Annotated in this window: 4 protein-coding genes; all 4 read left to right on the top strand. The window is 65.8% G+C overall.

The features are described 5' to 3' along the window. Positions 1-123: 123 nt before the first annotated feature. Positions 124-1,299, top strand: a complete 1,176-nt coding sequence (gene tgt / locus QOL99_RS14315; RefSeq protein WP_285524806.1) for a tRNA guanosine(34) transglycosylase Tgt — start codon at positions 124-126, stop codon at positions 1,297-1,299. Between the two features lie 284 nt (positions 1,300-1,583). Continuing rightward, a complete protein-coding gene (locus QOL99_RS14310) occupies positions 1,584-4,295 on the top strand; it encodes an S-layer homology domain-containing protein (protein ID WP_285524804.1) in 2,712 nt (903 codons plus the stop codon). Between the two features lie 67 nt (positions 4,296-4,362). Beyond that, the gene (locus QOL99_RS14305) at positions 4,363-5,316 is read left to right on the top strand and encodes a manganese-dependent inorganic pyrophosphatase (protein WP_285524803.1); all 954 of its coding nucleotides are present in this window, start codon (positions 4,363-4,365) and stop codon (positions 5,314-5,316) included. Between the two features lie 32 nt (positions 5,317-5,348). Further along, on the top strand, positions 5,349-6,170 hold an 822-nt coding region (locus QOL99_RS14300; protein ID WP_285524801.1), incomplete at its 3' end, for a bifunctional folylpolyglutamate synthase/dihydrofolate synthase.

Here is a 6,170-nt window from a genome sequence, read left to right as displayed (position 1 = left end):
CGCGAGTTCGAATCTCGTCTCCCGCTCCATCCCACCCCCCACCCCCTAAGGTGGGGGCTTTTTGTGGTTGTGTGCTGGGACACTTTCTCTCCCAGAGCGTGACGAATGCGGCAAGATGAAGCCGTGTTCGAGTTCGAGATCCACACCCGTGATGGAAGGGCCCGCACGGCCTCCTTTGCCACACCGCACGGCACCGTTCAAACACCTATGTTCATGCCGGTGGGGACCCAGGGGTCAGTGAAAGGCATCAGTCCCCAGGAGCTGAAGGACGTGGGTTCACAGATGATTCTGGGAAACACCTACCACCTGATGCTTCGCCCCGGCCCCGAGCTGGTTGCGGCCCACGGGGGGCTGCCGGGGTTCACGGCCTACCCCGGACCTTTTCTCACCGATTCCGGTGGCTTTCAGGTCATGAGTCTGGGGCATATGCGCAAGATCACCGAGGAAGGGGTAACCTTCAAGAGCCACCTGGACGGCAGCAAGGTCATTCTGACGCCCGAGCGGAGTATTGAAGTGCAGGAGGCTCTAGGGGCTGATGTCATCATGGCTTTCGACGAGTGTCCCCCTTTTCCAGCCGAGCCTGAATACATCCGGCGCAGTCTGGAACGCACCGTCCGCTGGCTGGAGCGGTGCCAGGCGGCCAGGACCCGTGGGGATCAGGCTCTGTTTGCCATCGTGCAGGGCGGAGTTCACCCAGAATTGCGCGAACTGAGTCTGGAGCAGACCCTGCCGTTCGCGACGCCGGGATTCGCCATCGGCGGTCTGGCAGTGGGGGAAGCAAAAGAGCAGATGTTTCCGGCGGTCGCTTTCACGGCCGAACGGCTGCCCGAGGACAAACCCCGTTACCTGATGGGCGTCGGGCATCCGGAAGATCTGATCGCAGGAATTGCGCTGGGAGTTGACATGTTCGACTGCGTGTATCCCACCCGCACTGGCCGTTTCGGCTACGCACTGACAGACCGTGGGCGCCTGAACATGAACTCCAGTGCCCCCCGCCGACAGCTCGAGCCTATCGACCCCCAGTGTGACTGCTACGCCTGCCTTCACTATACCCGTGCGTACCTGGCCCACCTGGTACGTGCCGAGGAGATGCTGGCGCCCAGAATGCTCTCGCTTCATAACCTGCGCTATCTCCACCGGTTGGTCGAGCGGGCACGCGCAGCCATCGAGCAGGGCCGGTTCGCCCAATGGGCGCTGGCGTGGGCTAAGCAGTACTTTTCGGCGGATATCCCCGCGTGGTTTCTCACGGCCGTCACCCTCGGCCAGGACTCCCAGCGCAGTATTCTGCCGCCCTCCTGAGGCGAGTCGGCTCAGGCGTCAGGTCCGAAGACCTTCACAGTTACGTCAGAAACGTTGCCCCGACATGACCTGAAGAGCTTTATGGCGGTCTCAGGGTTGACCCATACTTCTTCATGCGGGTATCATCCCCATGATCTGACTTTGCTGAGGTCTCAGGCCGAAGGGTGTCAGGTTGCGCAGAGAAACGTGGAAGGCGGCCTCCCCCGGGAGAGGAAACCCGGCAACTCGCCCCACCGTCTACTTCAGTGCCCGATACGGGTCTCGCGCGACGTTTTGGGGGTTTTATGAAGAAGAGCCTGCTCGTTCTGACCGCTGCGCTGTCCTTTGGGGCTGCTGCCGCGCAGACCACCGCTCCGGCGACGGCACCTCAGGTGTCCACGCTGACCGACGTTCCCGCCGGTCACTGGGCCAAGGACGCCATCGACCGTCTTGTCAGCCAGGGGATCATCCTGGGTTACCCCGACGGCACCTACCGCGGTACCCAGAACCTGACCCGTTACGAGGCGGCTGTCATCATCGCCCGCCTGCTCGATCAGGTCCGCCAGGGCACGGTGCCCGTCGAGAGCATCAACACCGAGACCCTGACGGCGCTGCAAAACGCCATCCAGGAGCTCGCTGCCGACCTGACCGCCCTGGGCGTCCGCGTCAGCGACCTCGAGGAGAATGCCGTCAACCGCGACGACTTCACCCGCCTGGAGGCCCGCGTCGAGGAACTGGCCGCCGCCAACGGTGACGCCACCGCCATCGCCGCGATCCAGACCCAGATCGAGGAGCTCACCGCCCGCGCCGACGAGTACGACACCCTGCGCGGCGACATCGACGACAACGCGGCCCAGATCACGGCCCTCAACGAGCTGACCGTGCTGCTGAACCAGGACATCCTGGACCTGCAGGACCGCGTCAGCGCCGTGGAGACTGCCCAGGCCGACTTCGTGACCCGCAGCGACTTCGACAACCTCGCGGGCCGCGTGACCGCCGTCGACGAGCGCGTGACGGGCGTCGCCACCCGCGTGACGACGCTGGAGAACGCGCCCAAGTTCAGCGTGGTCGGTGCTCTGACGTCGGGGTTCGGGCAGCTCTCCCTGGTGTCGGGGACGAACAACTTCGATATCACCCGCCTGACGTCCCGCACCCCGGTGAGCGGTCTCCTCGGTGACACTGACGTCACGACGGTGGACACGACGGGTGCCACGGCCGGAGTCGACCGTTTCTTCAACGCGGGCAACCTAACGTTTGGTATTCGGGCGACCAACTTGCGGACCACCACGGGCAGCATCATCGTCAACAACGCTGGTCTGAATTTCGGTCTGACGACGGCAGGCAATGTGGCCAACACGGGGAGCGTCGCCAACCTCGTTCAGCTTCGCAGCGCCAACTTGGACGGCACGATTGGTGGTCAGCCGTTCACGGTGAACTACAACGGGTCGGCCAACGCCTTCAAGTTCAGCGACTATCTGTTCAACCACAGCGGTGGGCTGGCTGGTCCCGGCGTCGTGGCGACCATTCAGGCCACCACGCTGCCCCTGCGCCCCACCCTCACTGTTGTGACCGGCAACACCGCCAGCCCTGCACTCACGGCGGCGACGGGCTCCACGGCTTCTCAGGGCACCGTGAACTACTTTGGCGTTCGCGCGGCTGTCAAGCCGACTGAGACCAGCAACGTGGGTATTTCGTACGCTCAGGGCAACCGTACTGCCTTTGGCCTCGACTACAACGCCCGCGTCAGTATCCTCACCGTGCAGGGCGAGGGCGTTCTCAGCGCCCCCAACATCCTCGAGAACAACTTCGTGGCAGGCAACGGGGGCCGGTACTTCCAGAATGCCGACCGTGCGTTCTACACCAATGTCACGGGTGACCTCGGCATCGTGAAGTTTGGCGCCAACTACCGCACCATTGATTCCACCTTCACGGTGACCGATGCGGATGGCTCTGTCATCGGCAACGCCGGAATGTCGACCAGCAACAGCATGCCCTACTCTCCCGGCCAGACTGGCTTCGGTGCAGCGGCAGCGACGACGGTCGGCCCTGTGGCACTCGGCGCCTACGCTGACCGCTACACCACCACGACGACCAGCATCAACAATGCGGGCACGGCAGCCGACGCGACCGATGACCGCCGTCAGGTGGTACCGGTGAGCACGGTGACGGGCTTCGGCGTGAAGGCGGGCGCCAAGCTCGGTGCGCTGGAACTGGTTGGCTTCTATAACAACACCACGCGGAACGGCGACACCGTCCGCAGCGCCGACAACCTGGGCAATGCGGGCATGGGCATCGCGGGTGTTCCCCGTCCCATGACCAGCACCTTCGGCGCGCAGCTCAGCCACAACGGCGCTGCCGAGAACGCACTCGTGCGCAACCTGAACTTCACGGTGGGTGACGCTTACTTCTACAGCGACCCCCTCAACGAGTTCTACGCGTACGCGGACTACTCGACCACGGTGGCGGGCATCACCCTCCAGCCTCTGGTGCGTTACCAGCTCCAGACCGACCGTCTGATCAACGACCGCGACGGCAACGGTACCCTTGATGATGAGACCAACAACACCATCAAGTACGGCATCCGTGCCAGCACCGCGACCCTGACCGGCCTGCCCCTGCAGCCCAGCCTGTATGCCAACTTCGTCAACCGCATCACCAACAGCGGCACGGACTTTGGCGTTCAGAATGGCACCACGACCGAACTGCTCGGTCAGGTCGGCGTGGCGTTCAACCAGTTCCTGGCTCCTAGTGCAACCGCCAAGATCGGCTACTCGTACTACCAGGGCTTCAACGTCGCCTCGGTGAATGTCGGGACCGGCGACAACGCCTTCAACGCGGCCTCCAACAACGTCTACGCTGGCCGTGGTGCGGAGAGTGGGAAGGCCGACGGAATCTACGCACAGCTGGGCTTCAGCGGCCTGACCGCCAACTATGGTCTGTTCCGCTACACCAACCTGCTGACGAACAACGAGTCGGTCGCCCAGGGCTTCCGCGTCAGCTACAACTTCAACTTCTAAACCTGCTCACGCAGGACAGGGGACCCTTCGGGGTCCTTTTTTGTTGTGGGGCCTCTAGAATTGCGGCATGTTGCCTGTGTTCGGACATACCAACCCCGATACGGACGCCATCGCTTCCGCCCTCGTCTATGCCCGGCTGCTGACCCGGCAGGGCGTGGAAGCGCAGGCGTACCGGTTGGGGGAGCTGAATTTCGAGACGCCCTATGTGCTGCGCGAAGCGGGGGTGGCAGCCCCCGAGCTGCTCACTGACCTCCCGGCAGGGACGGCGGTCGCGCTGGTGGACCACAACGAGAGTGCGCAGTCGCTCGCCAACCTGAGCGAGCTGACGGTCACGCGGGTGGTGGACCACCACAAGCTGGGCGACCTGACGACGGCCCAGCCCGCCTACCTGCGCTTCGAGCCGGTGGGCTGCACGGCGACCATCCTGCTGGCCCTGCACCGCGAGGCGGGACTGACCGTTGAGCCGGTCGACGCCCGGCTGATGCTCAGTGCCGTCCTCAGCGACACGCTGCATTTCCGCAGCCCGACGACCACGCCGCGTGACCGGGAAGCAGTGGAGGTTCTGGCGCCGGTTGCGGGGATCGCGGACGTGGAAGCCTACGCCCTGGCGATGTTCGCGGCCAAGAGCGACCTGGGCGACACCGCCGCTGGGACGTTGCTGCGGATGGATTACAAGGTCTTCCCGTTCGGCGACCCGGCGACCCCCCAGAGCGTGCAGACCTGGGGCCTCGGCGTGATCGAGACCACCAACCCCGGCTACGTGCTGGGCCGCCAGACCGAGCTGCTGGAGGCGATGGACCACGCGCGGGCGGAAGACGGGCTCAACGGCGTGCTGCTCTCGGTGGTGGACATCCTGCGCGAGCACAACACCACGCTGGTCCTCTCGGCCACCGAGGAAAAGGTCCTGCGGGAGACCTTCGGCGCCGGGACGCAGGGGGGCCGCGCCGACCTGGGCAACAGGATCAGCCGCAAGAAGCAAATCGTGCCCGCGCTGGAGGCGTACTTCACCCCGCAGAGCTGAGTCTTCCCACCGCGCCGCCCTATCCTGCGGGGATGAGTGACCTGGACTGGCTGTTCGCCCGGCAACGTTTCGGGGTGCATCCTGGCCTGGACCGGGTGCGGGCGCTGCTGACCCGGCTGGGCGAGCCTCAGCGGACCTTCCGGAGCGTGCTGGTCGGCGGCACCAACGGCAAGGGCAGCACGGCGGCCTCCCTGGCCGCGATGCTGACCGCCTCGGGGACGCGCACGGGGTTGTTCACCAGTCCGCACCTCACCCGCTTCAGCGAGCGGTTCGTGGTGGACGGCCAGGAGTGCGGTGCCCAGAGGGTCGAGGCGGCCCTGCACCGGGTGCGTCCCCACGCCGAGGCGGCCGGGGCCTCCTTTTTCGAGGTCGTCACCGCTCTGGGATCCCTGCTGTTTGCAGAAGCCGGGGTCGAGGTCGCCGTGATGGAGGTGGGCCTGGGCGGACGGCTGGACGCCACCAATGCCCTGGACCCGGACCTCAGCGTGATCACATCGGTGGCGCTCGACCACACCGAGATTCTGGGCACGACCCTGGACGCCATCGCGCGGGAGAAGGCGGGCATCCTGCGGCCCGGTCGCCCGGCCGTCACCGGGGTGGACCCGGCCCTGTGGCCCCAGCTGGAGACCCGTGGGGCGGAGGTCTGGGCGCTGGGCCGCGAAGTTCTGGTGCAGTCGCAGTCGCGGGGCTGGGGGGGCTGGGACCTGCGGCTGGAGGTGCCGGGGACGGTGCTCAACGTCCAGACGCCGCTGCTGGGGCGGCACGGTGCCGGGAACGCGGCGCTGGCGGCGGCGGCGGCCTGGCGGCTGGGCGTGGGCGAGTCGGCCATTCGGGCCGGGGCCGCCAGGGTGATC

The sequence above is a fragment of the Deinococcus rhizophilus genome (genome assembly GCF_030271215.1).
In the GTDB taxonomy this organism is placed as follows: Bacteria; Deinococcota; Deinococci; order Deinococcales; family Deinococcaceae; genus Deinococcus; species Deinococcus rhizophilus.
The sequence above is the reverse complement of the archived record's forward strand: the minus strand, read 5'-3'. Positions and strand labels throughout refer to the sequence as shown.

Coding starts and splice junctions, on each gene's coding strand:
- QOL99_RS14310 (WP_285524804.1), top strand. CDS start 1,584: ATGAAGAAGAGCCTGCTCGTTCTGACCGCTGCGCTGTCCTTTGGGGCT.
- QOL99_RS14305 (WP_285524803.1), top strand. CDS start 4,363: ATGTTGCCTGTGTTCGGACATACCAACCCCGATACGGACGCCATCGCT.